The following is a 23,737-nucleotide window of genomic DNA, read 5'->3' as shown; positions in this document are numbered from 1 at the left end:
AGCTTCATCAACGCTTACGAGTCGCCGATAAATCCCGACCCGGCATACAGGTGCAGCACGGGGAGGCCCAGCCGGTCCTGGGCCTTGTTGGCCCAGTCGGTATGGAGGGTGTCTGCCACCGCGTGCGGACGGGTGATGACGACGGCCTGTGCAGCGCCGAGCTCCTTCACCTTCGCCACGAGGCCGTTCACGGCATCGCCGTCCACCACTTCACCTGTAACGCCGCCGCCGAGCCCCTCGAGGGCACGGAGCGATACGGACAGGGTTTCCGCGGCCGCGGCACGCTGTGTTTCCGGGTCCGGGGCATGTGAGGTCAGTTCGCGGAAGGCCTTGGCGATGTCCAGCATCGAGAGGTTCTCGAGGAAGTCCACCAGCAGATGGCGCTCAGTGTTGGCAGGGACCACTACGACCAAAGGCGTATCACCCCCGTTCACCAGGCGTTCGATGTTGACACGGTCGTCCGCACCAAGCGGCTCTTCTGTGAGAATGACGATGGGATCGCTCATGCCATCAGCCTAGCCCGGTGGCACCGCGCCTGTATGCATGTTGAGCCTGATGTGCCTTGGACGCCGACTCCGGTAAGAATGGAGGAATGGATTCTTCCCGCCAGCAGGCCCCCGCAGCTCAGCCGAGCGGTGCGATGAGCCTGCGGGCCAAGTGGACGCTCGGCGGAATTGTCGCAGGAGGCGCCGCTGCGGCACTGCTGGGGGCAGGGTCGTCAGCGCTGGCGCTGTATTTTGCCCGTCGGGTCCTCACCCCCGCGCGTGCGCGGGTGGCAGATCAGGAAGTGCTGGCCGTCATCAGGCAAAGCAGCGGCCTGCAGGTCATCCTGGCAGCAACGCCGGAAACGACGCAGGACGGTGTTTACAGTCTTTTTTTTGACGGCGGCAAGGGCCATGCCCGCATCGGCAGGATCATTTCCTACTCACCGGCAGAGCGCACCGTGCAGCGTAGCGTCGACGCTGTCTATCAGGGAAACCTGGAAACTGCCCGGCGCGGCTGGTGGGGCGGCGCTGTCTATCCGGATCCTTCCGCCGTCGGACTCGCCTCGGAAGAGATCGCCGTTGAGGTCGAGGGCGGAACCGCTCCTGCCTGGCTGGTACCCGCAGAGCCTGACGCCGAAACCTGGGCCGTCTTGGTCCACGGGCGTGGCGCCACCCGGCAGGAAAGCCTCCGTGCCGCCAGGCCTGTGCACGAACTTGGATTGCCTGCACTTCTTATTTCCTACCGCAACGATGGTCTTGCGCCGTCCGCGCCCGATGGCAGGTACGGCCTGGGTTCAACGGAGTGGCGCGACGTTGAGGCTGCGATCGCGTATGCCCTCGCCCAAGGCGCGAAGGAGGTCGTGCTGTTCGGCTGGTCCATGGGCGGGGCCATCTGCCTGCAGACCGCGGATCTCTCGAGATACCGGAACATCATCCGTGCCATGGTGCTCGATGCGCCGGTCATCGACTGGGTCAATGTCCTGGCGCACCACGCGGAGCTGAACCGCATCCCTTCCGCCGTGGGGCGCTATGGCCAGCTGATGATGGGCCACCGTCTCGGGCGTCGGTTGACGGGGCTCGCCGCGCCGGTGGACCTGAAATCCATGGACTGGGTGTCGCGCGCTGTCGAGCTGCGGACGCCCACGTTGATCATTCACAGCGTGGATGATGAGTACGTGCCCTACCGGCCTTCGGCGCTTCTTGCGGAGAAGAATCCGGAAATGGTCACTTTCGAGGCATTCGAGAAGGCGCGGCACACCAAGGAGTGGAATGCTGATCCCGAGCGCTGGGAGAGCCTGGTCAAGGCGTGGCTGCAAAGGCAGCTGGCGCCGCGCGTCAATCCGGGGCAGAGGACAGGACCGAGCGGGGACGAACTGTACTGATCGGGGCGGTGATGGCCTTTGTCAGGCGGACAAGGTCCCCCGGCGCCAGCTCGATGTCGAGGCCCCGGCGGCCTCCGGAGACCAGGACGCTGTCCAGTGCCAGGGCGCTGTCATCGATAACGGTGGGGGAGGGAAGCCGCTGACCCAGCGGCGAGATGCCGCCGAGCACGTATCCCGTTCGCCGTTCGGCGGTGGCGGGGCTCGCCATGGCTGCCTTTTTGCTCCCGAGGGCCGCCGCCATCGCCTTCAGGTCGAGGCTTCCGCTGACAGGGACGACGCCGGCCGCGAGCCGGCCGTCGAACTCCACCATGAGCGTCTTGAAAACCCTGGCGGGATCGATGCCCAGGACCTCGGCGGCCTCCAGTCCGTAGCTGGCTGCAGAGGGGTCGTGGTTATACGGGTGCAGGGTAAAGGAAACGCCTGCCGCAGCCAGTGCGGCTGTGGCAGGCGTTCCCTGGGACGTGTTTTTGCGTGCCATTCAATGTCCGGTCCGGGTGCCTTAGTCCTGGAAGCGTGCTGAAGCCGCCACCTTGCGCTTGATGCGCCCCAGCATTGCCGTCATGCCGCGCATCCGCAGCGGCGTGATGGCCCGGGTCAGGCCGAGCAGCTCGGGCATGTCGTCGGGCACAGCGAGAATTTCCTCGGCCGTGAGGCCGTCCAGCCCTTCGTGCAGTACTCCCGCGAACCCGCGCGTTGTGGGGGCCTCAGGAGGTGCCTTGAAGAACAGGCGGACGGCGGGCGAGCCGCCGTCGTTCTTCTCCGTTTCAATGGTGAGGAACAACGGCGACTGGCACTCCACAACCTGTTCCAGCAGTTCCGGATGGTTCTGGAGCCGTTCCGGCAGGTCCGGCAGGCCGCGCGAGAACTCCAGCAACAGCTGGAGCCTCTCCGGCTCGCTTAATGCCTGGAAGTCATCGACAATCTCCGCCAGCGCGGTGGGAAGTGCTTGAGTACTCATCACTCCAAGCTTACGCAGTCCGCCGCGCCTTCGGCCGCTTTCTTACGGATGCTTACCGTGCTGCTGCTTACCGTGCTGCGAGTGCGGCCGGCACGGAACCGCGTTCGGCGCCCTTGACGATCGGCACACGAACGGCGTTGCCCCATTCCGTCCAGGAGCCGTCGTAGTTGCGGACACTCTCGAACCCGAGAAGGTACTTAAGGGCGAACCAGGTGTGGCTGGAACGTTCGCCGATGCGGCAGTAGGCTACCACGTCATCGCCTTCCTTCAGGCCGGCTTCCCCCAGGTACAGCGCCTCAAGCTCAGGGCGGCTGCGGTAAGTGCCGTCCTCTGCTGCAGCGCGCGCCCACGGAATCGAGGCGGCGGTGGGAATGTGGCCGCCGCGGAGAGCGCCTTCCTCCGGATAAGCAGGCATGTGGGTCCGCTGTCCCGTGTACTCCTCGGGAGACCGGACATCGATCAACGGCTTGCCAAGGTGGGCCAGGACATCTTCCTTGAAAGCACGGATGGGTTCGTCATTGCGTTCGACGACGGGATAGTTGCCGGGGGCGGGGGAGGGAATGTCCGTCGTGAGCTCGCGTCCTTCGGCAATCCACTTGTCGCGGCCGCCGTCGAGCAGCCGGACGTCTTCGTGGCCAAAGAGGGTGAAGACCCACAGTGCGTAGGCTGCCCACCAGTTGGACTTGTCACCGTAGATCACCACGGTGCTGTCGCGTGAAATGCCCTTTGCAGCGGCCAGGGCAGCGAAGGCTTCGCCCTGCACGTAGTCGCGTGTGACCTCGTCGTTCAGGTCTGTGTGCCAGTCGATCTTCACGGCGCCGGGGATGTGTCCGGTTTCGTACAGCAGGACGTCTTCATCGGACTCCACGACCACGAGCTTTCCGTTCTCGAGGGAGCCGTCATTGATGGCCGCGGCGAGCCACTCCGTGGATACCAGCCGCTCGGGGTGGGCGTAGGCGGCGAACTTTTCGTTCTGTTCAACTGGGTAGGACATGCGTATGGCCTTTCACTGAAACGGTCACGTCAGACGGCCGGGGAGCGGCCCGTCACTGCTCCAACACTAGCCACGGGCCGATGCGAAAGCTTCCCTGCGTTAACAGGAGGAAATGTGGCCTTGGTCACGGCATGGGGCCGATGCCTGCGCGCACGCCGGGGTCCCGCGCCATTGCCGGTATTCTTGCTGGGGACAAACCACCAGCAGAACGGACCCCCTTGGTGCAGATTGAAAAGCTTGCCACCCGCACGCCGGCCGTGTCGGTGGATGAGCTCCTCAAAGGTTTCTACCCCTCGCCCAGGTTCGGGGGGGTGTCCTTCGCCAGCTATCGCCCCGACCCTGCCCAGCCCAGCCAGGCGGCCGCAGTGCATGCCCTTGAATCATTCGCCGGCGGCGTCGGCTCCAGCGACGGTGGCGGACTCTTCAAAAAGCTTTTCGGCAAGAAGGTCGAATCCAGGGCCGGCATCTATCTCGATGGTGGTTTCGGCGTCGGCAAGACGCATCTGCTGGCATCGCTCTGGCACGCTTCCCCCGGCCCAAAGGCCTTCGGCACGTTCGTGGAGTACACGAACCTGGTCGGCGCGCTTTCCTTCCGAAAGACCGTGGACGCGCTGAGCTCCTACAAGCTCGTGTGCATCGATGAGTTCGAGCTGGACGATCCGGGCGACACCGTGCTGATGTCCCGCCTCATGCGTGAACTGGCCGACGCAGGGGTCAAGCTGGCCGCCACGTCCAATACGCTGCCGGGTTCCCTCGGTGACGGCCGGTTTGCCGCCGTCGACTTCCAGCGTGAGATCCAGGTCCTGGCCGACCAGTTCGACGTTATCAGGATCGATGGCGAGGACTTCCGGCACCGGGGCCTGCCCGCTGCGCCGGCTCCACTGCGGAACAGCGAACTCCATAGCCACATGAAGGCGGAGTTCGACGGCCGGACGGTGGCCGAAGACGACTTCAGTACGCTCATCGCGCACCTGGCCGGGGTCCACCCCAGCCGCTACCGCAAGCTCATCGACGGCGTGGACGGTGTGGTGTGGCGCGATGTGGAAACCATCACCGAACAGGCCGTTGCCCTGCGGTTTGTGGTGCTGGCCGACCGGCTGTATGACAAGGACGTGCCGATCCTCGCGAGCGGCGTTCCGTTCGACAAGCTGTTCACTGAAGAGATGATGACCGGCGGCTACATGAAGAAGTACTTCCGGGCGGTCTCGCGACTGACCGCCCTGGCCCGGGAGGGCCAAAAGCACGAGCCGTCCTGACGGCCGGTTGCCCGGTTACCGGTCCTGACAACCGGCTGCCGGTCCTGAGCCGGTTAAGCGCCGAGGGCGCCGGTGCCGCCTCTCGGCGGGACCGGCGCCCTGGTTGACGTCGGGGCAATACCCCGGGCAAACCCTGGTTGCGGAGCCTTACGGAGCCTTGTCGGCCGGCGGCGCGGTGTCGCCTTCCGCGGCCGTACCGGGCTTTCCGTTGGTTTTGTCAACGAAGGTGGAAGCGCCGTTCTGGACTTTATCTATGTGGCCGGTGTACTTGCCGCCCGTCTTCGAGTCGACAAAGTCGCCAGCCTTGTGGATGCCGTCCTTGATGGCCTGCTCGTTGCCGCGGATCAGACCCTGAGCTTTGCCCTTTAGATCGTCAATTAGTCCCACGAGCACCTCCCTTCAATCGCGGAGCCAGTTCGCTCCTCCGCATTCGATCCTAGCCCTCGCGGGCCGGTGATGCCAAGGCGCTGTTTACAGAAGTTGTCAAGCCGGATCTGGGCATGAAAAAAGCAGCCCCGTGAGGAGCTGCTAGGTATAAAAGCGGAGCCGCGATCTGGTGGGCGATACTGGGATCGAACCAGTGACCTCTTCCGTGTCAGGGAAGCGCGCTACCGCTGCGCCAATCGCCCGGAACCGGTAATCCGGCTGAACCTGGGTTCGTATCCGTGAAGACAAGAGAGCGGACGACGAGATTCGAACTCGCGACATCCACCTTGGCAAGGTGGTGCTCTACCAGCTGAGCTACGTCCGCGCATGAAGTACGCCGGCAAGGCCGAACGTTCAACAACAAGCAAGTTTCCTTGCCCTGGTGGGCGATACTGGGATCGAACCAGTGACCTCTTCCGTGTCAGGGAAGCGCGCTACCGCTGCGCCAATCGCCCATGCATCCGGTAACACCGGAAACCATGGTTTTCACCGAGGTGGGTACGGGATTCGAACCCGTGTATACGGCTTTGCAGGCCGCTGCCTCGCCTCTCGGCCAACCCACCGTGTAAGCGTCGGTTCCGGGGGAACCTTGCCGTGACAGTGTCCTGCGAGCGGACGACGAGATTCGAACTCGCGACATCCACCTTGGCAAGGTGGTGCTCTACCAGCTGAGCTACGTCCGCATTTTGGAGCGGTGATTCCTTGCCCTGATCGGCATTTCCTCGCGTTCCAACGAGTAAAAACTCTATAGGAGGTTCCGGGATTCTCCAAATCGGCCCCTGCTGCCACGTCCGCAACCCCTCCGCATCCTTGAATTCTAGGGGAATTTGAGAATTACAGTGGTGTAGTTCCCGTGCCGCTGGGATTGGCGTTGCGCCTTCACCTCTCTCTAGATGGCGCCGCCAGAAGGCGCCGCCCGCCCTGCTGCTTCGGCTTGGATTCCTTGTGGGTTTCCCGATTTCCTAAAGTCCGCCGAGTGGGCTAGCATTCAAATGCGTCGGGGCGATTGGCGCAGTGGTAGCGCGCTTCGTTCACACCGAAGAGGTCACTGGTTCGAACCCAGTATCGCCCACCGATGAGAGTCCGTTTCGCGCAGGGAATTCCCTGCGTGGGACGGGCTTTTCTGTTTCCCGGTTTATCCTCAAACTGTCAGACCCCTGTGAAAGAGTCCTGCCATGACTGCTCCACTCCTTGCCCACGCGACGGAACACGGCCGGATGTATGCCCGGTCCACCACAGCGGAATTCTCGGTTCCCTCCATCACTACAGTGATCGGCCAGCAGCCTCACGGCATGGACGGATGGTTTGGCTACATGGGGGCAAGTACCCTTGCCAAGGATCCGTCCCTTCCTGAGATACTCGGCAGTCCGGCCAAAGTCCGGCAGGCCGTGAACCGTGCCGCCAAGGCAGCGGAGGCTTACCGCGACGAAGCTGCCCAGCGCGGAGACCGGGTCCATACTTACTGTGAACAGGTAGCGCTGCGCGCCTTGGGCAGGCCGCACAAGATGCAGGAGACCCGTGAGGCCTTGGCAGCCAACGGTGAGGAAGCCTTCGCGGCCCGCTTCGATGAATGGTGGGAACTGTTTCGGGTGGAGCCCGTCGCTGCGGAAATCACCGTCTGGAACCAAACCGTGGGGTATGCAGGAACCCTGGATCTGGTGGCCAAAATCAACGGGCGGACCTGCCTGATCGACTACAAGACCAAGGGCACCACCCGCGACGGCCAGGTGAAGCCCCTGGACGACAAGGTGGTCATGCAGCTAGTTGCCGGCATGAAGGCCGAGGAGAGCCTGGTGGATCCCGTGGCCGGGGAATGGGAGCCGTGGCAGCACGGCGATTCCCCGGTGCTGCTGGCAGTCGCCATCGGAGAAACGGAAGTCCGGCCTGTACGGGCCAACCCGGAGGTGCTCCGCCACCACTGGTGGAAGTTCTGCGCCCTCCGCCGTGTCTGGGAGATGTCGGCGGACACCGTCAGCGCCGGACCGGCGCTGATCCCGGTGGCTCCGCCCGCGTACGCCTGAGATCACCAACTAAACTGGACTGGATCCGTTAACGCCCACCGTGAGGAAATGACTGCAGATGGCAATTCTGAATATCCGTATCATCGGCGATCCCGTGCTGCGCACGGTGGCCGAGTCTGTCACGGATTTCGGGCCAGAGCTGGCCAGGCTCGTTGCCGACATGACCGAAACGATGGAGGACGTGGAAGGCGCCGGCCTGGCCGCGCCGCAGGTTGGCGTCAGTCTGCGGGTCTTCACGTACCGGATCGGCGGCGTTGAGGGGCACGTTATTAATCCTGTGCTGGAAAACAGCGAGGACTACCAGCCGGACGAAGTCGAAGGCTGCCTCTCCATCCCCGGACTTGGATTTCCGGTCCGCCGCTTCCGGGCCACCCGTGTTACCGGAGTGGACGTCCACGGCAACCCTGTTTCCGTGGACGGGGAAGGCATGTTGGCCCGGTGTTTCCAGCACGAGACAGACCACCTTGATGGCATTCTCTTCACTGACCGCCTGGAAGGGGAGGACCGTAAGGCTGCGCTCCGCTCCATCCGCAATGCCAACTATGACGCCATCACCGAGAGTACGACGGCGAAGCGCGCCAAGACTGTCGGCTCCAGTTTCGGAGGCGGCAGCTTCGGTTCCGGCAGTTTCAGCTCCGGCAACCCTGGGGCCGGCGCCTCGGGCGCGGGCAGCTTCGGCGCCGCCGGATGAGGGTTCTGTTCGCGGGAACGCCAGCGGTGGCTGTACCGTCACTCGACGCGCTGATCGAGGCCGGTTTCGACGTCGTCGCCGTCCTCACCAGGCCAGACGCGCCGACAGGCCGTAGGCGGGTTCTCACGCCGTCGCCCGTTGCCCTCCGTGCAGGCGAGCTTGGACTCGAAATCATCCACGCAACAAAGGTGGATGCCCAGGTTACGGCCCGGATCGCAGCTGCGCGCCCCGACGTTGCCGCCATCGTCGCTTACGGCGGCTTGGTGCCCCGGGAGGCATTGGACATTCCCCGCCACGGCTGGATCAACCTGCACTTCTCGCTGCTGCCTGCCTGGCGCGGCGCGGCCCCTGTGCAGCGCGCCGTCATGGCCGGGGACGACATTACCGGCGCGGTGACCTTCCAGTTGGAGGAAGGGCTCGATACCGGCCCCGTCATCGGCACCCTCACGGAGCAGGTCCGTCCCGACGATACCGCCGGAACGCTGTTGGAACGGCTGTCCCACAGCGGGTCCGTGCTGCTCGCGCAGACGCTGTCCGCCATCGACTCCGGGGCCGCGTCCCCGCAGCCCCAGCAAGGCGATATTTCCCTGGCGCCGAAGCTGACCCTCGAGGACGGGCGGATCGACTGGTCTGAACCCGCCCTCGCGATTGGCCGGCGGGCCCGCGGCGTTACCCCGGAGCCGGGTGCCTGGACCACCCTGGACGGGCAGCGGGTGAAACTCGAGCCCGTCCTGCTTCGCCCCGAGCAGTCAGCGCTGGCGCCGGGCCACGTGGCAATGGACGGAAAGCGTGTCCTGGTGGGAACGGGATCGCACCCCGTCGAGCTGGTACGGGTCCAGCCTGCCGGCAAGAAAATGATGTCCGCGGCCGACTGGGCCCGTGGACAAGCCTCCCTTGAAAGCGTGGTATTCCAATGAGCGAGTCCGGCAGAAGCGGCTCAGGCCGGGGCGGCCAGCGCGGTTCCGGCGCAGGCGGCGCGGATCAGCGCCGCGGCGGGGGAGGGCCCAGCCGCCGCAACGCGCAGGGCCGGGAACGCAACCGCGGCCCGCAGCGCAGCTTCACTGAGAATGCGCCGTCACAGCGCACCCGCCGCGCCGATCCCGCCCGGCTGGTTGCTTTCGAAGTGCTGCGCGCTGTCGCAGCCGAGGACGCTTACGCCAACCTCGTGCTGCCGGCAAGAATCCGGCACCATGGGCTCGACAAGCGCGACGCCGGCTTCGCCACCGAATTGAGCTACGGCGCCCTGCGCGGCCAGGGCACTTACGACGCCGTGCTGTCCCGATGCGTAGACCGGCCCCTCGAGCAGGTGGATCCGGCCATCCTTGACGCCCTGCGCATCGGCGCCCACCAGTTGCTCGCGATGCGGGTTCCCGCTCATGCGGCGCTGGACCAGACCGTGGGACTGGCGCGCGCCGTTATCGGCGCCGGTCCATCCACCCTGATCAACGCCGTGCTGCGGAAAGTCTCTGCCCACACCTTGGAGGAGTGGCTGGGAATGCTCCTCAGCGGTGAGCAGGACGGGATCAAGGTCGCCTCCGTGCGGTACGCACATCCGGAGTGGATCGTTCGGGCGTTCCGGCAGTCCCTGGTGGCCCATGGGCGGCCGGTCTCGGAGATCGACGATCTTCTCGAAGCGGACAACGCCGCCCCGGTGGTCAACCTGGTGGCCCTGCCCGGACTGGGCAGCCTGGACGAGGCCCTCGAGAACGGCGCGGCGCCAGGCCAGCTGGTCGAAGGTTCGGCGCTGTCCAGCGGAGGTGACCTGGGCCGGCTGTCCTCGGTCCGCCAAGGTACCACCCGCGTGCAGGACGTCGGTTCCCAGCTGGTCGCCCGCGCCCTTGCCGCCGTCGAGCTGGGCGATTCAGAGTCTGGCGGCGCAGGGTCCGGCGAAACCTGGCTTGATCTGTGTGCCGGACCCGGCGGCAAGGCAGCCCTCCTCGGGGCGCTTGCCCACCAGCGGGGTGCCACCCTGCTGGCCAACGAACCCGCACCGCACCGCGCGCAACTCGTCCGCCAGGCCCTGGCCGCGGTTCCCCGGGACATGTGGAAAGTCCGCACGGGAGACGGCAGGGACGTCGGCGCGGAGTACACCGAAAGCTTCGACCGGGTCCTGGTGGATGTTCCCTGCACCGGACTGGGTGCCCTGCGCCGGCGGCCGGAGTCCCGGTGGCGCCGCACCCCGAAGGACCTGGTGGATCTCGGACCGCTGCAGCGGGACCTGCTGCGGTCGGCACTGGATGCCGTAAAACCCGGCGGCGTCGTTGCGTATGTAACGTGTTCGCCGCACCCTGCGGAAACCACGGCCGTCGTCAGTGATGCCTTGAAAAAACGCGACGACCTTGAACTGCTGGACGCCGGCGAGGCGCTTGACGCTGTCAGCCTGACAGGAAATCTCCAGGCAGGCTACGAGCTCACGGCCCAGCTGTGGCCCCACCTCCACCAGACCGACGCTATGTTTTTGGCCCTGATCCGCAAAAAGGCCTGATCCTCAGAAAGTTTTACCCGCAGGAAATCTGAGCCTACATGCTGGACCAGGAGCTCCTGATACTGGGAAATCCGCCCAGCAAGAAGTACCGAATCCCTTTCGTGAAAGGACCCGCATGCCGCAGTGCTGCATCAACCCGAGCATCCTCTCTGCAGATTTCGTTAATCTTGAGGCCGAGCTGCAGCGCATCAGCAATGCCGATTCGGTCCACGTGGACGTAATGGATAACCACTTTGTTCCGAACCTGACCCTCGGGCTGCCGGTCGTCCAGCGGATCCAGGCCGTCAGCCCCGTTCCCCTCGACGCGCATTTGATGATTTCCGACGCCGACCGTTGGGCACCAGGATATGCGGACGCCGGAGTCGCGTCGGTGACATTCCATGCCGAAGCGTCCATAGCGCCGGTGAAGCTGGCGCGTGAACTTCGCGCGCGCGGGTCGAAGGCGGGCATGGCGCTGAGGCCGGCAACGGCGGTGGAACCGTATCTGGATATGCTCAGCGAACTGGACATGCTGCTGATCATGACAGTGGAACCTGGGTTCGGCGGTCAGGCCTTCCTCGATCTCACGCTTCCCAAGATCCGGCGCGCACGCGAGGCCATCGACGGCTCCGGCATCGGCGTCGCACTACAGGTGGATGGCGGTATCACCGAAGAGACCATCCTGCGTGCCGCCGAGGCCGGTGCAAACGTGTTTGTCGCAGGCTCTGCCGTCTACTGCGCTCCCGACCCTGCCGCGGCCATCGACCGGCTGCGTAAGGCCGGCTCGCTGTAGCGGGGATGGTCGCGAGCGGGGATGGTCGCGGCGGAGAACGTTACGCGTTCCGTGACACATCGGGGCGGGGAATACCCGGAGCACCCCTGGGGTTGTGTCAGAATAGCAACACACATTACGTGCTCCGGGGTCGGTGTAAGTCCGAACCGGCGGTGACAGTCCGCGACCCGCGAGCCGGTGTCCTCCAACCAGGAGACCCCGGCAGACGGTTGAACCGGTGAAATTCCGGTACCGACAGTTAAAGTCTGGATGAGAGAAGCACGTACGGCTGTACCTGCGGCGTTGGCAAACGCCGCAGCATTGCACTGTCGTATACCCCCGGAGCCTTGGCGGTTCTAGAGGGAAGGAACGACACACACGCATGGACACCCGTACCGTGTGGCCGGATGCGGCGGTTACTACATGAGCACCCAGCCCGTCCACGCCTTCAGTGCCGCTGAAATTGGCGCTATGAACGCAGCCCTCGAAGCTGCATTGCACGGCCCCCGGGGCGCGAATCCCTTGGTGGGGGCCGTCGTCCTAAGTCCTGACGGAGTGCAACTGGCGACCGGCTATCACCGTGGCGCCGGAACGGCGCATGCCGAAGCTGATGCAATAGCTGAAGCGGCCAGGGCGGGGGTGGACCTCACCGGCTCCACCATGATTGTGACACTTGAACCGTGCAACCATGTGGGACGCACGGGACCCTGTGCGCAGGCCATCATTGAGGCCGGAATCACTAACGTCGTGTACGCCGTCGATGACCCCCACGATCCCGCTGCCGGCGGGGCTGCAACCCTGCGTGAGGCAGGGGTCAGCGTGCGCAGCGGACTGGCAGCGGAGCAGGCGTTGGAACTGAACCGGCGCTGGTTTGAGGCAATTGACGCCGAGCGCCCCTTCGTGACCCTGCACATCGCGCAGACGCTGGACAGCCGGATCGCCGCTGAAGACGGCACCAGCCAGTGGATTTCGTCCCCAGAGTCGCTGGCAGACAACCACGCGATCCGTCGCCGCATCGACGCCATCCTCGTCGGCACGCAAACGGTCCTGGTGGACAACCCCCGGCTCACGGCAAGGGACTCCAACGGTGATGCCACCGGCGAACAGCCGCTCAGGGCCGTCATGGGCCTCCGCGCCGTTCCGGAGGACGCCGCCGTGCATGGTGAGGACGGCAAGGTTATCCACCTGCCCACCCGTGACCCGCACGAGGCGCTGTCCCAGCTGTTTGCGGCAGGGGTCCGGCACGTCATGGTGGAGGGCGGATCCAGGATCCTGAACGCTTTCCTGTCGGAGGGCCTGGTGGATGAGCTGATTATGTATCTGGCCCCCACCCTGTTGGGATCCGGAACCTCAGCGCTCACCGGGCTCGGCATCGGCACACTCGCCGACGCCCAGCGCTGGGACTGGGACGCTGCCTCCGGCGGCGCTGTCCAGACCCTGGGCCGGGACCTGCGGCTGCATCTGCTTCCGGAAAAACCCTCCTCGCCACGGGACATTGCAGACCGACAGACAAAAAACTCCGCGCCCGCAGCGGCACAGGAACCGTCAACCGATCCACTACCAGCCCGCACCGTTGCGGGCACAGCCACGGGAGGCTACTGATGTTCACCGGAATTATTGCCGAGCAGGGGAAGGTCCTCTCCGTGGACCGGAACGGGGACACGAGCGCGACGGTGCGCCTGCACGCCCCCGGCACTGCCGAGGGCCTGCCGCTGGGTGGTTCCATCGCCGTCAACGGCGTCTGCCTCACGGCGACGGCGATTGACGGGAAGGACTTTAGTGTCGACGTCATGGGGGAGACCCTCGTCCGCAGCACCATCGGCGACCTCGCCGCGGGAGACGCCGTCAACCTGGAACGCTGTGTTCCGGCCGGCGGCCGGCTGGACGGCCATGTGGTCCAGGGGCACGTCGACGGCGTCGGCGAACTTTTGGAGCGCGAGGCCCAGGGAAACTGGGAGCGGCTACGGTTTGCCGTGCCGCCGCGGCTGGCGCGCTACATTGCCGAAAAGGGTTCCATCGCCATTGACGGCGTCTCCCTCACGGTCACCGCTGTCAGCCCGCCCCCGGAAAGCGCTCCATGGTTCGAAGTAGGACTGATCCCGACGACCCTTGCCGAAACCGGACTGGGCGCCAAGCCAGCCGGCGGCAAAGTAAACCTGGAAGTCGACGTGCTCGCCAAATACACGGAACGCCTGCTGTCCTTCAGCGGCACCGGAGCCGCATCGGAGGATCAGCTGTGAGCACGGCGAACCTTGACCCGTCCGCGATGGGCATGCTGACGCTCGATCCGATCGAGGAAGCAGTCCGGGCCATGGCGGCGGGACGGCCGGTCCTGGTGGTCGACAACGAGGACCGTGAGAACGAAGGCGACATCATTTTCGCCGCCCAGCACGCCACGCCTGCCCTGATGGGATGGACCATCCGCCACAGTTCCGGCGTCATTTGCGTACCGCTGGACGGCGCCCGCGCGGAAGCCCTGGACCTGCCGCCGATGGTGGAGGTCAACCAGGATTCCAAGGGAACGGCCTATACCGTCTCCTGCGATGCCGCCACCGGAGTGAGCACCGGAATCTCGGCGACGGACAGAGCACTGACGGCACGCGTCCTTGCGGATCCAGCCAGCGGTCCGGCCGTGCTGACCCGGCCCGGGCATATTTTCCCGCTCCGCGCCGTTGACGGGGGAGTGCGTGAACGGCCCGGTCACACCGAAGCGGCCGTGGACCTGTGCCGGCTCGCCGGGCTGGAGCCGGTGGGAGTGATCGCCGAGGTCGTGTACGACGACGGCGAAATGATGCGGCTTGACGGCCTGCGGGCGTTCGCTGCGGAACACGGTTGCCCTCTGGTTTCGATCGAGGATCTCGTGGCCTACCTCGACTCGATTGACCATGTATCTTCACAGGAGCTAAGTGCGGAAGCGAGCCCGGACGGAGAAAGGGAATGACGATGAGTGGATCAGCAGCAGCCGGAACCAGCACCAACGGCAGGGCGCCGCATCCGGTGAGCGGCGGGCCCGTGGTCGAGCTCCCAGGCGCTTTCGGGAACTTCGTGACCCAGGCGTGGACAGATCTCGTCACGGGTGCTGAGCACCTCGCGGTCAGCTCGCCCAACCCTCCTGCGGACGGCAAAGCCCCTCTGGTCCGGCTCCACTCCGAATGCCTCACCGGCGACGTCTTCGGCTCCTACCGCTGCGACTGCGGCGAGCAGCTCGCCTACGCCCTGGCGATGATCGAGGCCAACGGCGGAACCCTCCTGTACCTGCGGGGCCAGGAAGGCCGCGGCATCGGTTTGGCCAACAAGATCAAGGCCTACGCCCTGCAGGAAGCCGGTTTCGACACCATCGAGGCCAATGAGCAGCTGGGGCTGCCGGTCGATGCCCGGTGCTACAAGGCAGCGGCGCAGATCCTGGCGGAGATGGGGCTGCACGAGATCAGGTTGCTGAGCAACAACCCGGACAAGCAGAACAGGCTCGCCAGCGCCGGCGTCAGGGTTGTGGAAATGGTGCCCACCGAGGTGCCCTCGCGGGAACAGAACATCCGCTACCTGCAGACCAAGAAGGACCGCATGGACCACCTGCTGACCCTGGATGCCCAGGGAGCGGGTGTGCCCGGAAGCGGCGCAGACGCATTTGACCACGAACAAGACTGAACAGATCAGGAAATTATCTAATGAGCGGACACGGCGCACCCCAGATCGACCTCACCACCCTTAACCCAGCCGGGACCTCCGGGCTGCGGCTGGCCATTGTGGCGGCGAGCTGGCACACCCAGATCATGGACGGACTGCTGGACGGAGCACTGCGCGCCGCCAAGGACGCAGGCATCAGCGAACCCACAGTTCTGCGCGTCCCGGGCAGCTTCGAGCTCCCCGTGGCCGCGGCGCGGCTCGCGCCGCACTTTGACGCCGTCGTCGCGCTCGGCGTCGTCATCCGCGGCGGAACGCCGCACTTCGACTACGTCTGCCAGGCGGCCACCTCCGGACTGACCGACGTCACCGTCAATACTGGCGTTCCTGTCGGATTCGGAGTGCTCACCTGCGACACCGAGCAGCAGGGCCTGGACCGGGCTGGCCTGCCCGGATCCTCCGAAGACAAGGGACACGAAGCCGTTACGGCCGCTCTGGCAACCGCCGTCGTCCTCAAGCAGTACTGACGCAAGCGGCACCGAACTAAACACGGCCAGGCAGCAGCTATTGGCGCCGACGGCGGGGACGGCGGGATGCGCACCTTGTGTGTGTTTCCTCACATCCCCGCCGTCACGCAGCGGCCCGACAGGCGGGCTCCGGCCCCGAGCAAGTAGTCTGGAAGGCGTGAAGAATTTCGAGACGCTGTTCGCCGAACTGAGCGAGAAGGCAGCGGCCCGCCCGGAGGGCTCCCGCACAGTCGCCGAACTGGAGTCCGGAATCCACGGCATCGGCAAGAAGATCGTCGAGGAAGCCGCGGAAGTCTGGATGGCGGCGGAGTACGAATCCGACGAGGCCGCTGCTGAGGAAATATCGCAGCTGCTGTACCACCTGCAGGTTTTGATGCTGGCCAAGGGACTCAGCCTGGAAGACGTTTACAAGCATCTGTAGCCGCGTCCGCGTGGCCTGCTTGTAATGAAACTCAAGACTTCCAACCCCAGAAAGACCCCAAATGCTGCGAGTAGCCGTACCCAACAAGGGATCCCTGTCCGAAGCCGCGTCCGCCATGCTCTCCGAAGCCGGCTACCGCCAGCGCCGCGACAACCGTGAACTCGTCATGGTGGATCCGGACAATGACATCGAATTCTTCTTCCTCCGCCCCCGGGACATCGCGGTTTATGTGGGACAGGGAACGCTCGACGTCGGCATCACCGGCCGCGACCTGCTGCTGGACGCTGATGTTGAGGCGGAAGAACTGCTGCCGCTCGGTTTTGCCGCCTCCACCTTCCGCTTCGCAGGTCCCGTTGGCGACTTCGCCAAGGTCGAAGAGCTCGAGGGCAAGCGCCTCGCCACCAGCTACGACGTGCTGCTCCGCGACTACCTCGCCGAACGGGGCATCAGCGCCAAAGTGGTCCGGCTTGACGGTGCCGTCGAATCCTCGGTGCGGCTCGGCGTCGCGGACGCCATCGCCGACGTCGTGGAAACCGGCAACACCCTCAAGGCCGCCGGCATGGAAATCTTCGGCGAGCCGATTCTCAAGTCTGAAGCAGTTCTGATCCGACGCACCGGAAATGGTGGTGCCGCCAACGGCACCGCGAAAGAGATCGACGTCCTCATCCGCCGCCTGCAGGGCGTCCTTGTGGCCCGCCAGTACGTGCTGATGGACTACGACATCCGCAAGGAACTCGTGGAACAGGCCGCGGCCCTCACTCCTGGCTTGGAATCGCCCACCGTTTCCCCGCTGCGCGACTCCGAATGGGTTGCCGTCCGCTCGATGGTGCCCAAGAAGGAAACCAACCGAATCATGGACGAGCTCTACGACCTCGGCGCGCGGGCCATCCTGGTCAGCAGCATCCACGCCTGCCGCATCTAGCGGTTTCTTTGCGCCGGTTCTTGACGGCGGCGCCTTTCATGCCGGCCGCCCGGCCGGCACCCTTCCAAGCTCTGCAGTAAACAGGAGAAGTCATGGCTGTAGCCGTACGCGTCATCCCGTGCCTGGATGTTGATGCCGGCCGCGTGGTCAAAGGCATCAACTTTGAAGGACTCCGCGACGCCGGAGATCCGGTGGAACTTGCGCACCGCTACGACAACGGCGGCGCAGACGAGCTCACCTTCCTGGATGTCACAGCATCCTCGGGCAACAGGGAAACCACCTTCGACGTGGTCCGACGCACGGCCGAGGAAGTATTCATCCCACTCACCGTAGGAGGCGGCGTCCGCGGGGTCGCCGAAGTGGACAAGCTGCTTCGCTTCGGGGCTGACAAGGCGTCGATCAACACTGCCGCTGTGGCGCGGCCGGATGTCATTGACGAAATCACCCGTCACTTTGGTTCCCAGGTGCTGGTGCTGTCCGTGGACGCACGGCGCACCCGGCCCGGTTCCGCGCCCACGGCATCGGGCTTTGAGGTCACTACCCACGGCGGCCGCCAAGGCACCGGGATCGACGCAGTTGCGTGGGCCAAGGAAGCTGCCGAGCGCGGCGTCGGGGAAATCCTGCTGAACTCAATTGACGCCGACGGCACCAAGGACGGCTTCGACCTGGAGCTGATCCGGCTGGTCCGTGCCGCCGTCAAGGTACCGATCATCGCATCCGGCGGCGCCGGCGAGCCGGCTCACTTCCCGCCCGCTGTTGAGGCCGGAGCCGACGCCGTGCTGGCCGCCTCGATCTTCCACTGGGGCCCGGACGACATGCTGGCCCAGGTCAAGAAGGCAATCCGTGAAGCGGGCTTCGAAGTCCGCTAACGGGCGGTTAGAGCCCGACTTCTGCTGACTGGAGCAGGGCCACGGCGTCCGGCTGGCCTTCGAAGGTGACGAGCGCATGGCGTGTACGGCCGTGGGCGTGCATCAGCAGTTCTTGGGGCTCGCCGACGATGGCCACGGACACGGGAGCGCGCTTGGCAACATGCCGGGGGCCGGAGGGCCGGACCAGGACGATCCCGAGGTCCACTCCGCGGTACAGGATGGCGGCGCGTTTGACCAGCTCGTCCCAGAGTGCCTCCGAGTATGCCTCGTCGAGTGCGCGGGGAGCCCAGCGGTCCACCGCCCGCCGGACGTCCTCGGTGTGGACGAAGTACTCGATCAGGTTGGAGCTTTCGTCCAGCGCCTTAATCTTCATCGGCGACAGTGCCGGCGGACCCGAGCGGAACGCCTTCACAAGTTTGGTGTATTCGTCAGGGGTCGTGAGCTTCGAAGCCAGCCGGGAAGTCGCTTTGTCGGAGGCCTTGGACAGTCTCTTGATGATGAGGCCAAGGCCAACCGCGGCTTTGCGTTCGCGCAGGTAGAGGTGCGCCGCCAGGTCCCTGGTTTTCCAGCCGCGGCAGAGCGTGGGCGAGTCGGGACCGGCCGCCAGCAGGGTTTCGGCCAGGACTTCTCGGGACGGGTCGACGAAATGCATCACTTGTGAAAGTAGCACGTCGCCGCAGGAGTTGCGCAGTCCGTCTCTCCGTGAACCCCGAGGAAGTGCGTGCAGCCGGGGGGTGCCGCAAGAACCTCCCAAGTTTTTTCCAAGCTTTCGCAGCAAGTATGTGCAGGGGGGAGTGCTCACAAGCTCGCTCTAACGCATCACCAGACGTGCAAGTCTGTTTCCGGGAGTGAGCCGGAAGGCTGCAGTGGAGCGAACACATAACTCCATCTGGCGCGTGAGGAAATCTAATGTACACACTAAGGAAAATGGGCACGGTCGGCAGCGTCGGGCTGCTCATTTCGGGCAGTCTGATCTTCGGTTCGGCCAACGCGGCGGTGGCCGCAACCTGCCGCGCGGGGGTGGCCGTTCCCACCAGCACCTTCACCGGCACGCTGGTGGCGGCAACCAACTTCGAGGGAAACACGCTGTTGCCGTTCAGGACCACTACGTCGGGGACCGGAACAGCGGCAGTGACGAGCCCGAAGGCGCACACCGGAACATGCTCCGCCAGACTTCGTGCAACGGCAGATGCACGCTCGGTGGCAAACATGAATGTTGGACTGGCCGCCGGAACAAAACGGGCCAATGTTGACGCGTGGGTCAACATCACCACTGCCGGGCTCGCTGGCAACAATGTGCCCTATGTCCGGTTCTTCTCTGGCTCCATCAGGGTCGCGGACGTTTTCCGCAACAACGCCAACGGCCAGCTGTGGTTGCGTACCGCGAACCCCAACGGCAGCGTCACATTCACCAAGCTTCAGGCGGCCTCCGTTCCGCTGAATACCTGGCAGCGTGTCCGGATGCAGGTGCGCGCGGACGGCCCCCGGTCCTCCATTCAGATATGGTTCGGAAACGTCCTGGTGTTCAACAGGACAGTGAACCTGCCCTCCACCACCCTGACCAAGGTGCAGTTCGGCGCGGAGCACGGACGCCAGATGGGCGACAGCTATATTGACAACGTCGTCATCAAGCGTGCCCTTTCCTGACCGGAACGAAGCACTGACTCCGACCACACGGCCCGCAGGCGGCTTCACGCCTCCTGCGGGCGTCGTGCGCTGTCTGCCCGCCGTCGCTTGACGCCGGCGTGCAGCCAGGCAGGGCCGTATTTGTGCCAGTGTCCCCCGGCGAGGGCACTAGACTTGACGTGATGTCTGAGCAACCCGCCCCCAGTCCAGCCCCCGCATCCCCTGCCGGTGTCCCCGCCCCGTCGGCCGATACCACACTTCCTGATGCCACGGGTGCCCGTGTGCACGGCAGCGCCCTGCCCGCCGACGTTGCGGCAGTCCTGAAGCGAGACGGCGCCGGGCTGGTGGCCGCGATTGTGCAGCAGCACGATACCAACGAAGTTCTCATGCTCGGCTGGATGGATGACGAGGCCCTTAACCGCACCATGACCACGGGCCGGGTGACCTTTTACTCGCGGTCCCGCCAGGAGTACTGGCGCAAGGGGGACACGTCGGGCCACGTGCAGTGGGTCAAGTCGGTTGCCGTGGACTGCGACGGCGACGCCCTGCTGGTCCGCGTTGACCAGGTCGGCGCCGCCTGCCATACCGGAACCCGCACCTGCTTCGAGGGCCGCAGCCTCGACGTCGTAACCGGAACCGGTCCGGAAACCAGTGACCGGGTCTAATCCGCCAGGCACCACCACCGAACAGACGGAGAACCAATAACCATGCAGGACCTGGGAATCATCAGCCCGAGCCTGGAAGAATTCCGGGAACTGGCCGGCCACAGCCGCGTCATCCCCGTCCGGCTCAAGGTGCTGGCCGATGCCGAAACGCCCATCGGCCTGTACCGGAAGCTGGCCCAGGGCCAGCCGGGCACCTTCCTCATGGAATCGGCGGCTGTTGGCGGCGCCTGGTCCCGCTATTCCTTCATCGGCGCCAGGTCCCGCGCCACACTGACCACGAAGGACGGCCAGGCCCATTGGCTCGGCCAGCCTCCTGCCGGTGTGCCGATGGACGGCAGTCCCGTGGACGCGATCCGGGACACTGTTGCCGCGCTGCGGACCGACCGGTTCGACGGCCTGCCGCCCTTCACCTCGGGGCTGGTAGGTTTCCTTGGCTGGGAGACCGTCCGGCACTGGGAAAGGCTGACCAGCCCTCCCGAAGACGATCTTCAGCTGCCCGAGATGGCATTGAACCTCGTCACGGACATGGCCGTCCACGACAACATGGACGGCACGGTGCTGCTGATCGCCAACGCCATTAACTTCGACAACAGCCCTGACCGGGTGGACGAAGCCTGGCAGGACGCCGTCGCACGTGTGAAGGAGCTGCTGGCCCGCGTCAGCACTCCCGTGGCGCAGCCAGTGTCCGTCCTGGAACCGGCTGCCCTCGATTTTGCCTCCAGTGTCCAGGAACGCTGGGACGAGTCGGAGTACCTTGCCGCCCTCGACCGCGGCAAGGAGGCGATCGTGGACGGGGAAGTCTTCCAGGTTGTCATTTCACGCCGCTTCGAAATGGAATGCGGCGCGTCCCCGCTGGACGTCTACCGGGTCCTGCGGAACACCAACCCGAGCCCCTACATGTACATCTTCAGCCTCGAGGACGCAGAGGGCAGGGAATACTCCATCGTCGGGTCGTCACCTGAAGCGCTGGTTACTGTCACCGGCGAAGACGTCATCACCCACCCCATCGCCGGGTCCCGGCCGAGGGGCAAGACCGTCGACGCAGACAAGGCCCTGGCCGAAGAGCTCCTCGCGGACCAAAAAGAACGTGCCGAACACCTGATGCTGGTGGACCTTTCCCGCAACGATCTGTCCAAGGTCTGCGTTGCAGGTTCCGTGGACGTCACCCAGTTCATGGAAGTGGAGCGGTTCAGCCACATTATGCACCTCGTTTCCACGGTGGTGGGACGGCTCGCTCCCGCAGCCACGGCCTACGACGTCCTGAAGGCAACGTTTCCGGCCGGAACGCTTTCCGGCGCCCCCAAGCCCCGGGCCCTGCGCCTCCTGGATGAGCTCGAGCCGCACCGGCGCGGCATTTACGGCGGCGTCGTGGGCTACTTCGACTTCGCCGGGGACATGGACATGGCCATTGCCATCCGTTCGGCGCTGCTGCGCGAAGGCCGCGCCTACGTCCAGGCCGGGGGCGGCATCGTGGCAGACTCCGTCAACCCCACCGAGGCGCTGGAAACCGTGAACAAGGCCGCTGCTCCGCTGCGTGCGGTCCATACTGCGGGCTCGCTCCACAACATCAGTGCCGAAACAGTCGCCGTTGATGCAGCCCCCACAGATTCCGGGGCGGGCGCCGCCCCGGACGCCGGGACAGGATCCTGATGGCTGCTCCGGCAGGTTCCGCCGCGACGGACAGGGCCCGCAACGGCACTCCGGGCTGGGCGCGGAAGTCCACGGTTGTGTTGCTGATAGCTGTGCTGGCACTGACCGTGTTCGGCACCACCACACAGACCTGGCTGACGGTCCACTTGGACCCTCAGCAACTGGGACAGGGCTCCGCCGTTCAGGACGGGCTGCAGGTCCAGGGCAGCAAGGCCGCCACGACGGTGACGGCATTGGCTCTGGTGGCGCTGGCGGGAGGCCTCGCCGCGTCCATTGCAGGGAAGCTTGCCCGGTGGGTCATCACGGGCATCATCGTGCTGGCAGCCGCCGGCATCATCGCTGCTGCAGCCACCGTCCTGGCCGACCCCCTGGCCGCTGCGCAAGGCTCGATAGCCGCCGCCACCGGCGTTTCCGGGAGTACGGCAGACGTGAGCGTGACAGCGTTCCCAGTCCTCGCTGTGGTCGCCGGTGCCCTCCTGGCCGTGGGCGGACTTCTGGTGGTCCCGGCGGGACGGTACTGGAAAACCCGCACCAAATATGACGCCGCCGTGCAGGACACCACAGGTGGCCCAGGCACTGCAGTCACTACAGAGCAGGGGCGCCCCGGCGCTCCGGCCGGCCCGGTGGACGAGATTGACAGCTGGGACCGTCTCTCACGCGGCGACGACCCCACCTGAGCAGGACGTGCCCTCGAACCACTGGCCCTTGAACGGCATGCCCTTGAACCGCGGCTCCCCGCACCAGCGCCATTGACCCGCTGCCTAATGCCCGGATGCCAAATGCACCGTCAAAAAATGGCAGAATGTAAACAGTATTGATCCTGAGGAGATTCACATGAGCAAAGCCACTGTACCCGGTACCAAGCCCAACGCCCCCAAGACGCATGACGGCGTTGACCACAGCATTGACCTGGGCCACGGCAACAGCCCGGCAGCCTGGACCTGCGTGATCGTCATGCTTATCGGCGCGCTCATCGCCTCCATCGCCTTCGTGATTGCCAACTCGCCGATCTTCTGGTCGGGCATTGCCGTTATGTTCGTCGGCCTGCTGGTTGGTTTCATCATGCGCAAGGCCGGATATGGCGTGGGCGGAAGCAAGCTGAAGAACTCCGGCCACTGACCGTGACCGTTCTCGATGACATCAACGCCGGTGTCAGGGAGGACATGGAGGCGCGCAGGCGTCTGGTGTCCCTCGCGGAACTGAAAGACCGCACGCTGGCAGCTGCGCCGGCGCGTGATGCCTGGGCAGCACTTGGCGGTCCTTCTGCCCGCCGGGACCAGCTCAAGGTCATCGCGGAAATCAAGCGCCGCAGCCCCTCCAAGGGCGATCTCGCGAGCATCGCCGATCCCGCGTCGCTGGCGGGGCAATACGCCGCCGGCGGCGCGGCCGTGATCAGTGTGCTCACCGAACAGCGGCGGTTCAACGGCTCGCTGGCTGACCTGGACGCGGTCCGGGCCAGCGTGGACGTCCCGCTGCTCCGGAAGGACTTCACACTCGACGAGTACCAGATCTGGGAAGCCCGTGCCCACGGTGCGGACCTGATCCTGCTGATCGTGGCCGCCCTGTCCGACGCGCAGCTTCGGGAGTTCAGCGTCCTGAGCCGCGAACTCGGCATGAACGTCCTGGTGGAAACCCACACGCCCGAGGAAGTAGAGCGGGCCGTCGCCGCGGACGCGCGCATCATCGGCGTCAACGTACGCAACCTCAAGACGCTCGACGTCGACCGTTCCCTCTTCGCATCCCTCGCCGGAAGCGTTCCGGCCGGCGCAGTGGTGGTCGCCGAGTCGGGCGTGCGCAACGCCGACGACGTAACCCATTACGCGGCGCACGGCGCCAACGCAATCCTCGTAGGAGAAGCGCTCGTCAGTGACGCGACCCCGCGTGAACGTATCGCGGAGTTCACGGCAGCCGGGGCAGCGGCAATCGCCGCCCGCGTCTGACCCCCGCCTTTACCGCGGCGCCATCCCGTCCGGACCCAGTTGCCCAG

The 23,737-nt window shown here is 65.3% G+C and carries 27 protein-coding genes, 6 tRNA genes and 1 riboswitch; of the genes, 22 read left to right on the top strand and 11 right to left on the bottom strand.

Going from position 1 to position 23,737, the window contains the following annotated elements; genetic code table 11:
* Nucleotides 1-14 precede the first annotated feature (14 nt).
* Nucleotides 15-506: a hypothetical protein gene (locus M1E01_RS11755; protein ID WP_457971774.1), complete on the bottom strand. Its 492-nt coding sequence runs from the start codon at nt 504-506 to the stop codon at nt 15-17.
* 86 nt (nt 507-592) lie between these two features.
* Between M1E01_RS11755 and M1E01_RS11750 the strand changes: the two genes are divergently transcribed.
* A complete protein-coding gene (locus M1E01_RS11750) occupies nt 593-1,867 on the top strand; it encodes an alpha/beta hydrolase family protein (protein WP_457971773.1) in 1,275 nt (424 codons plus the stop codon).
* Here the strand turns inward: M1E01_RS11750 and ybaK are convergent.
* From ybaK to M1E01_RS11735, 3 genes are all read right to left on the bottom strand, one after another.
* Nucleotides 1,821-2,345, bottom strand: coding sequence for a Cys-tRNA(Pro) deacylase (gene ybaK / locus M1E01_RS11745; protein ID WP_457971772.1), 525 nt, complete (start codon nt 2,343-2,345; stop codon nt 1,821-1,823). The two genes, M1E01_RS11750 and ybaK, sit on opposite strands and share 47 nt — an antisense overlap.
* 21 nt (nt 2,346-2,366) lie before the next feature.
* Complete coding sequence (locus M1E01_RS11740) at nt 2,367-2,825, bottom strand: SufE family protein (protein ID WP_457971771.1); 459 nt, start codon at nt 2,823-2,825, stop codon at nt 2,367-2,369.
* Between the two features lie 67 nt (nt 2,826-2,892).
* Complete coding sequence (locus tag M1E01_RS11735) at nt 2,893-3,819, bottom strand: sulfurtransferase (protein WP_457971770.1); 927 nt, start codon at nt 3,817-3,819, stop codon at nt 2,893-2,895.
* Between the two features lie 218 nt (nt 3,820-4,037).
* On the opposite strand from M1E01_RS11735, the gene zapE reads away from it, so the two are divergent.
* Nucleotides 4,038-5,075, top strand: a complete 1,038-nt coding sequence (gene zapE, locus M1E01_RS11730; RefSeq protein WP_457971769.1) for a cell division protein ZapE — start codon at nt 4,038-4,040, stop codon at nt 5,073-5,075.
* A 147-nt stretch (nt 5,076-5,222) separates the two neighbouring features.
* Here zapE and M1E01_RS11725 read toward each other — a convergent pair whose 3' ends face one another.
* The 6 genes from M1E01_RS11725 to M1E01_RS11700 all read right to left on the bottom strand — a co-directional run bounded on the left by M1E01_RS11725 (nt 5,223) and on the right by M1E01_RS11700 (nt 6,184).
* The gene (locus M1E01_RS11725; protein ID WP_457971768.1) at nt 5,223-5,462 is read right to left on the bottom strand and encodes an antitoxin; all 240 of its coding nucleotides are present in this window, start codon (nt 5,460-5,462) and stop codon (nt 5,223-5,225) included.
* A 167-nt stretch (nt 5,463-5,629) separates the two neighbouring features.
* Nucleotides 5,630-5,704, bottom strand: a tRNA-Val gene (locus M1E01_RS11720).
* 49 nt (nt 5,705-5,753) lie between these two features.
* Nucleotides 5,754-5,826, bottom strand: a tRNA-Gly gene (locus tag M1E01_RS11715).
* Between the two features lie 55 nt (nt 5,827-5,881).
* Nucleotides 5,882-5,956, bottom strand: a tRNA-Val gene (locus M1E01_RS11710).
* A 37-nt stretch (nt 5,957-5,993) separates the two neighbouring features.
* Nucleotides 5,994-6,064, bottom strand: a tRNA-Cys gene (locus M1E01_RS11705).
* A gap of 47 nt (nt 6,065-6,111) precedes the next feature.
* Nucleotides 6,112-6,184 (bottom strand) — tRNA-Gly (locus tag M1E01_RS11700).
* 317 nt (nt 6,185-6,501) lie between these two features.
* On the opposite strand from M1E01_RS11700, the gene M1E01_RS11695 reads away from it, so the two are divergent.
* From M1E01_RS11695 to hisF, 14 genes are all read left to right on the top strand, one after another.
* Nucleotides 6,502-6,573: transfer RNA gene (locus M1E01_RS11695), tRNA-Val, on the top strand.
* A gap of 103 nt (nt 6,574-6,676) precedes the next feature.
* A complete protein-coding gene (locus M1E01_RS11690; RefSeq protein WP_457971767.1) occupies nt 6,677-7,522 on the top strand; it encodes a cytochrome in 846 nt (281 codons plus the stop codon).
* Between the two features lie 58 nt (nt 7,523-7,580).
* Nucleotides 7,581-8,213 (top strand): peptide deformylase, encoded by a 633-nt coding sequence (gene def, locus M1E01_RS11685; RefSeq protein WP_457971766.1) that lies wholly within the window; start codon nt 7,581-7,583, stop codon nt 8,211-8,213.
* Nucleotides 8,210-9,130 carry a methionyl-tRNA formyltransferase gene (fmt, locus tag M1E01_RS11680; RefSeq protein ID WP_457971765.1) on the top strand — a complete coding sequence of 307 codons (921 nt, stop codon included), beginning with the start codon at nt 8,210-8,212 and terminating at the stop codon, nt 9,128-9,130. Before def ends, fmt begins: the two co-directional genes overlap by 4 nt.
* Nucleotides 9,127-10,698, top strand: a complete 1,572-nt coding sequence (locus M1E01_RS11675) for an RsmB/NOP family class I SAM-dependent RNA methyltransferase (RefSeq protein ID WP_457971764.1) — start codon at nt 9,127-9,129, stop codon at nt 10,696-10,698. Before fmt ends, M1E01_RS11675 begins: the two co-directional genes overlap by 4 nt.
* Nucleotides 10,699-10,813: 115 nt before the next feature.
* Entirely contained in the window at nt 10,814-11,470 is a 657-nt protein-coding gene (gene rpe / locus M1E01_RS11670) for a ribulose-phosphate 3-epimerase (RefSeq protein WP_457971763.1), read from the top strand.
* 115 nt (nt 11,471-11,585) lie between these two features.
* Nucleotides 11,586-11,736: riboswitch (FMN riboswitch) on the top strand.
* A gap of 136 nt (nt 11,737-11,872) precedes the next feature.
* A complete protein-coding gene (gene ribD / locus M1E01_RS11665; protein ID WP_457971762.1) occupies nt 11,873-13,051 on the top strand; it encodes a bifunctional diaminohydroxyphosphoribosylaminopyrimidine deaminase/5-amino-6-(5-phosphoribosylamino)uracil reductase RibD in 1,179 nt (392 codons plus the stop codon).
* Nucleotides 13,051-13,689, top strand: coding sequence for a riboflavin synthase (locus M1E01_RS11660; RefSeq protein ID WP_457971761.1), 639 nt, complete (start codon nt 13,051-13,053; stop codon nt 13,687-13,689). Before ribD ends, M1E01_RS11660 begins: the two co-directional genes overlap by 1 nt.
* Nucleotides 13,690-13,715: 26 nt before the next feature.
* Nucleotides 13,716-14,390: a 3,4-dihydroxy-2-butanone-4-phosphate synthase gene (ribB, locus tag M1E01_RS11655; RefSeq protein WP_457974946.1), complete on the top strand. Its 675-nt coding sequence runs from the start codon at nt 13,716-13,718 to the stop codon at nt 14,388-14,390.
* Between the two features lie 2 nt (nt 14,391-14,392).
* Nucleotides 14,393-15,094, top strand: a complete 702-nt coding sequence (ribA, locus tag M1E01_RS11650; RefSeq protein WP_457971760.1) for a GTP cyclohydrolase II — start codon at nt 14,393-14,395, stop codon at nt 15,092-15,094.
* A 20-nt stretch (nt 15,095-15,114) separates the two neighbouring features.
* A complete protein-coding gene (ribH, locus tag M1E01_RS11645; protein WP_457971759.1) occupies nt 15,115-15,597 on the top strand; it encodes a 6,7-dimethyl-8-ribityllumazine synthase in 483 nt (160 codons plus the stop codon).
* Nucleotides 15,598-15,754: 157 nt separating this feature from the next.
* Nucleotides 15,755-16,018, top strand: coding sequence for a phosphoribosyl-ATP diphosphatase (locus tag M1E01_RS11640; RefSeq protein ID WP_457971758.1), 264 nt, complete (start codon nt 15,755-15,757; stop codon nt 16,016-16,018).
* A 61-nt stretch (nt 16,019-16,079) separates the two neighbouring features.
* Nucleotides 16,080-16,940 (top strand): ATP phosphoribosyltransferase, encoded by an 861-nt coding sequence (gene hisG / locus M1E01_RS11635; protein ID WP_457971757.1) that lies wholly within the window; start codon nt 16,080-16,082, stop codon nt 16,938-16,940.
* A gap of 92 nt (nt 16,941-17,032) precedes the next feature.
* Nucleotides 17,033-17,809 (top strand): imidazole glycerol phosphate synthase subunit HisF, encoded by a 777-nt coding sequence (gene hisF, locus M1E01_RS11630; protein ID WP_457971756.1) that lies wholly within the window; start codon nt 17,033-17,035, stop codon nt 17,807-17,809.
* Nucleotides 17,810-17,816: 7 nt separating this feature from the next.
* Here the strand turns inward: hisF and M1E01_RS11625 are convergent, their stop codons facing one another.
* A complete protein-coding gene (locus M1E01_RS11625) occupies nt 17,817-18,461 on the bottom strand; it encodes a TIGR03085 family metal-binding protein (protein ID WP_457974945.1) in 645 nt (214 codons plus the stop codon).
* A gap of 257 nt (nt 18,462-18,718) precedes the next feature.
* Here M1E01_RS11625 and M1E01_RS11620 point away from each other — a divergent pair, with 257 nt between their 5' ends.
* The 6 genes from M1E01_RS11620 (at nt 18,719) to trpC (ending at nt 23,690) form a co-directional block, all read left to right on the top strand.
* A complete protein-coding gene (locus tag M1E01_RS11620) occupies nt 18,719-19,456 on the top strand; it encodes a hypothetical protein (protein WP_457971755.1) in 738 nt (245 codons plus the stop codon).
* Nucleotides 19,457-19,617: 161 nt separating this feature from the next.
* The gene (gene hisI, locus M1E01_RS11615; protein WP_457971754.1) at nt 19,618-20,100 is read left to right on the top strand and encodes a phosphoribosyl-AMP cyclohydrolase; all 483 of its coding nucleotides are present in this window, start codon (nt 19,618-19,620) and stop codon (nt 20,098-20,100) included.
* A 42-nt stretch (nt 20,101-20,142) separates the two neighbouring features.
* Entirely contained in the window at nt 20,143-21,750 is a 1,608-nt protein-coding gene (locus M1E01_RS11610) for an anthranilate synthase component I (RefSeq protein ID WP_457971753.1), read from the top strand.
* Nucleotides 21,750-22,427, top strand: a complete 678-nt coding sequence (locus tag M1E01_RS11605) for a Trp biosynthesis-associated membrane protein (protein ID WP_457971752.1) — start codon at nt 21,750-21,752, stop codon at nt 22,425-22,427. The genes M1E01_RS11610 and M1E01_RS11605 overlap by 1 nt, the downstream gene beginning before the upstream one ends.
* Nucleotides 22,428-22,584: 157 nt before the next feature.
* Complete coding sequence (locus tag M1E01_RS11600) at nt 22,585-22,869, top strand: HGxxPAAW family protein (RefSeq protein WP_457971751.1); 285 nt, start codon at nt 22,585-22,587, stop codon at nt 22,867-22,869.
* Nucleotides 22,870-22,871: 2 nt separating this feature from the next.
* Complete coding sequence (gene trpC, locus M1E01_RS11595) at nt 22,872-23,690, top strand: indole-3-glycerol phosphate synthase TrpC (RefSeq protein ID WP_457971750.1); 819 nt, start codon at nt 22,872-22,874, stop codon at nt 23,688-23,690.
* Nucleotides 23,691-23,737: the final 47 nt, after the last annotated feature.

The sequence above is a fragment of the Arthrobacter sp. D1-17 genome (assembly GCF_054130535.1).
This window is presented reverse-complemented; position numbering and strand designations above follow the sequence as displayed.

Bases quoted from the DNA above. Each gene is read 5' to 3' on its own strand.
- hisG (WP_457971757.1), top strand. From the start codon at position 16,080: ATGCTGCGAGTAGCCGTACCCAACAAGGGATCCCTGTCCGAAGCCGCG.
- M1E01_RS11605 (WP_457971752.1), top strand. From the start codon at position 21,750: ATGGCTGCTCCGGCAGGTTCCGCCGCGACGGACAGGGCCCGCAACGGC.
- M1E01_RS11610 (WP_457971753.1), top strand. From the start codon at position 20,143: ATGCAGGACCTGGGAATCATCAGCCCGAGCCTGGAAGAATTCCGGGAA.
- ribA (WP_457971760.1), top strand. From the start codon at position 14,393: ATGAGTGGATCAGCAGCAGCCGGAACCAGCACCAACGGCAGGGCGCCG.
- rpe (WP_457971763.1), top strand. From the start codon at position 10,814: ATGCCGCAGTGCTGCATCAACCCGAGCATCCTCTCTGCAGATTTCGTT.
- ybaK (WP_457971772.1), bottom strand. From the start codon at position 2,345: ATGGCACGCAAAAACACGTCCCAGGGAACGCCTGCCACAGCCGCACTG.
- M1E01_RS11625 (WP_457974945.1), bottom strand. From the start codon at position 18,461: ATGCATTTCGTCGACCCGTCCCGAGAAGTCCTGGCCGAAACCCTGCTG.
- M1E01_RS11750 (WP_457971773.1), top strand. From the start codon at position 593: ATGGATTCTTCCCGCCAGCAGGCCCCCGCAGCTCAGCCGAGCGGTGCG.
- hisI (WP_457971754.1), top strand. From the start codon at position 19,618: ATGTCTGAGCAACCCGCCCCCAGTCCAGCCCCCGCATCCCCTGCCGGT.
- M1E01_RS11735 (WP_457971770.1), bottom strand. From the start codon at position 3,819: ATGTCCTACCCAGTTGAACAGAACGAAAAGTTCGCCGCCTACGCCCAC.
- M1E01_RS11740 (WP_457971771.1), bottom strand. From the start codon at position 2,825: ATGAGTACTCAAGCACTTCCCACCGCGCTGGCGGAGATTGTCGATGAC.
- hisF (WP_457971756.1), top strand. From the start codon at position 17,033: ATGGCTGTAGCCGTACGCGTCATCCCGTGCCTGGATGTTGATGCCGGC.
- M1E01_RS11660 (WP_457971761.1), top strand. From the start codon at position 13,051: ATGTTCACCGGAATTATTGCCGAGCAGGGGAAGGTCCTCTCCGTGGAC.
- M1E01_RS11600 (WP_457971751.1), top strand. From the start codon at position 22,585: ATGAGCAAAGCCACTGTACCCGGTACCAAGCCCAACGCCCCCAAGACG.
- ribB (WP_457974946.1), top strand. From the start codon at position 13,716: ATGGGCATGCTGACGCTCGATCCGATCGAGGAAGCAGTCCGGGCCATG.
- ribH (WP_457971759.1), top strand. From the start codon at position 15,115: ATGAGCGGACACGGCGCACCCCAGATCGACCTCACCACCCTTAACCCA.
- fmt (WP_457971765.1), top strand. From the start codon at position 8,210: ATGAGGGTTCTGTTCGCGGGAACGCCAGCGGTGGCTGTACCGTCACTC.
- M1E01_RS11675 (WP_457971764.1), top strand. From the start codon at position 9,127: ATGAGCGAGTCCGGCAGAAGCGGCTCAGGCCGGGGCGGCCAGCGCGGT.
- M1E01_RS11755 (WP_457971774.1), bottom strand. From the start codon at position 506: ATGAGCGATCCCATCGTCATTCTCACAGAAGAGCCGCTTGGTGCGGAC.
- def (WP_457971766.1), top strand. From the start codon at position 7,581: ATGGCAATTCTGAATATCCGTATCATCGGCGATCCCGTGCTGCGCACG.
- M1E01_RS11620 (WP_457971755.1), top strand. From the start codon at position 18,719: ATGTACACACTAAGGAAAATGGGCACGGTCGGCAGCGTCGGGCTGCTC.
- ribD (WP_457971762.1), top strand. From the start codon at position 11,873: ATGAGCACCCAGCCCGTCCACGCCTTCAGTGCCGCTGAAATTGGCGCT.
- M1E01_RS11690 (WP_457971767.1), top strand. From the start codon at position 6,677: ATGACTGCTCCACTCCTTGCCCACGCGACGGAACACGGCCGGATGTAT.